Below are 1,461 nucleotides of genomic sequence, written 5' to 3'. Positions count from 1 at the left end.
CATCCTTATTAAAGCTGTTAAACAGCTGTACTTTCAATCGTTATGATCCTTAGCTTTTATTGAAAAGTTGCCCTTTCAATCACGCTTGGCTTTTGTTTAGTTTTCAAGGTACAATCTCTTAATCATTATAATCAGTTATCTAACAGCAACTTTATAAGTATAACAAATCATCATTATTTTGTCAATGTTTTTTAAATCTTACTTTGTTGCGTTCTTACTTCAAGAGCAACGTTGTTAATAATAACATTGAAATTAAACGATGTCAACCACATTTAAACAAAAAAGTGGTGGAGCCTAGCGGGATCGAACCGCTGACCTCCTGCGTGCAAAGCAGGTGCTCTCCCAGCTGAGCTAAGGCCCCACAATTTATATCAATGGTCGGGAAGACAGGATTTGAACCTGCGACCCCTTGGTCCCAAACCAAGTGCTCTGCCAAGCTGAGCTACTTCCCGTTTTAAAAGTTTGATGTTAGATGTTCGAAGTTAGACTTTTTGTATTGCCTCGAAGCTTAACTTTTATTCTAACTTCTTATCTCCAACCTCTAAATTCTAGAAGATGGCGCGCCCTGGAGGATTCGAACCCCCAACCTTCTGATCCGTAGTCAGACGATCTATCCAGTTGATCTAAGGGCGCAATTGGTGCCGAGGGCCGGACTCGAACCGGCACGGTAGTCACCTACCGCAGGATTTTAAGTCCTGTGCGTCTGCCAATTCCGCCACCCCGGCACTATTCATTTAAATGGAGCGGAAGACGGGATTCGAACCCGCGACCCCCACCTTGGCAAGGTGATGTTCTACCACTGAACTACTTCCGCATTTATATATAATGTGGTGCGGGTGAAGGGACTTGAACCCCCACGTCGTAAGACACTAGATCCTAAATCTAGCGCGTCTGCCGATTCCGCCACACCCGCGTTTTGGATGTTGGACATTAGATGTTTGAAGTTGGATTCCTTTGAATCTCATCGAAGCAAAAGCTTTATTTTAACTCTTTACTTCCAACCTCTAAATTTCTAAAATGGTGAGCCATGGAGGATTCGAACCTCCGACCCTCTGATTAAAAGTCAGATGCTCTACCGGCTGAGCTAATGGCTCATAATTTTTTAGTTAATAATAATCATTTACCTTAAAGGCTTGTCTTATGCTAAGAATAAAAAATATTATTCTGAGTGCCGGCCAGAGGACTTGAACCCCCAACCCACTGATTACGATTCAGTTGCTCTACCAATTGAGCTAGGCCGGCGTAATCAGATAAGATGGTGGAGGATGCAGGGCTCGAACCTGCGACCCCCTGCTTGTAAGGCAGATGCTCTCCCAGCTGAGCTAATCCTCCAAAATACGCCTGGCAGCGTCCTACTCTCACAGGGGGAAGCCCCCAATTACCATCGGCGCTGAAGAGCTTAACGACCGTGTTCGGGATGGGAACGGGTGTGACCTCTTCGCCATAGCTGCCAAACCAACT

At 45.0% G+C, this 1,461-nt stretch carries 9 tRNA genes and 1 rRNA gene; all 10 read right to left on the bottom strand.

Going from position 1 to position 1,461, the window contains the following annotated elements:
* Window positions 1-285: 285 nt before the first annotated feature.
* The 10 genes from ACFQRG_RS16535 to rrf all read right to left on the bottom strand — a co-directional run bounded on the left by ACFQRG_RS16535 (window position 286) and on the right by rrf (window position 1,455).
* Window positions 286-361, bottom strand: a tRNA-Ala gene (locus ACFQRG_RS16535).
* A 14-nt stretch (window positions 362-375) separates the two neighbouring features.
* Window positions 376-452, bottom strand: a tRNA-Pro gene (locus tag ACFQRG_RS16530).
* Window positions 453-556: 104 nt separating this feature from the next.
* Window positions 557-633 (bottom strand) — tRNA-Arg (locus ACFQRG_RS16525).
* A gap of 3 nt (window positions 634-636) precedes the next feature.
* Window positions 637-725 (bottom strand) — tRNA-Leu (locus tag ACFQRG_RS16520).
* Window positions 726-739: 14 nt separating this feature from the next.
* A tRNA-Gly gene (locus ACFQRG_RS16515) sits at window positions 740-814 on the bottom strand.
* Window positions 815-828: 14 nt separating this feature from the next.
* Window positions 829-913: transfer RNA gene (locus ACFQRG_RS16510), tRNA-Leu, on the bottom strand.
* A gap of 105 nt (window positions 914-1,018) precedes the next feature.
* Window positions 1,019-1,094, bottom strand: a tRNA-Lys gene (locus tag ACFQRG_RS16505).
* 75 nt (window positions 1,095-1,169) lie between these two features.
* Window positions 1,170-1,242: transfer RNA gene (locus ACFQRG_RS16500), tRNA-Thr, on the bottom strand.
* 14 nt (window positions 1,243-1,256) lie between these two features.
* Window positions 1,257-1,332: transfer RNA gene (locus tag ACFQRG_RS16495), tRNA-Val, on the bottom strand.
* Between the two features lie 7 nt (window positions 1,333-1,339).
* A 5S ribosomal RNA gene (gene rrf, locus ACFQRG_RS16490) occupies window positions 1,340-1,455 on the bottom strand.
* Between the last annotated feature and the right edge of the window lie 6 nt (window positions 1,456-1,461).

The organism is Scopulibacillus cellulosilyticus (assembly GCF_042665295.1).
Classification (GTDB): domain Bacteria; phylum Bacillota; class Bacilli; order Bacillales; family Sporolactobacillaceae; genus Scopulibacillus_A; species Scopulibacillus_A cellulosilyticus.
The sequence above is the reverse complement of the archived record's forward strand: the minus strand, read 5'-3'. Positions and strand labels throughout refer to the sequence as shown.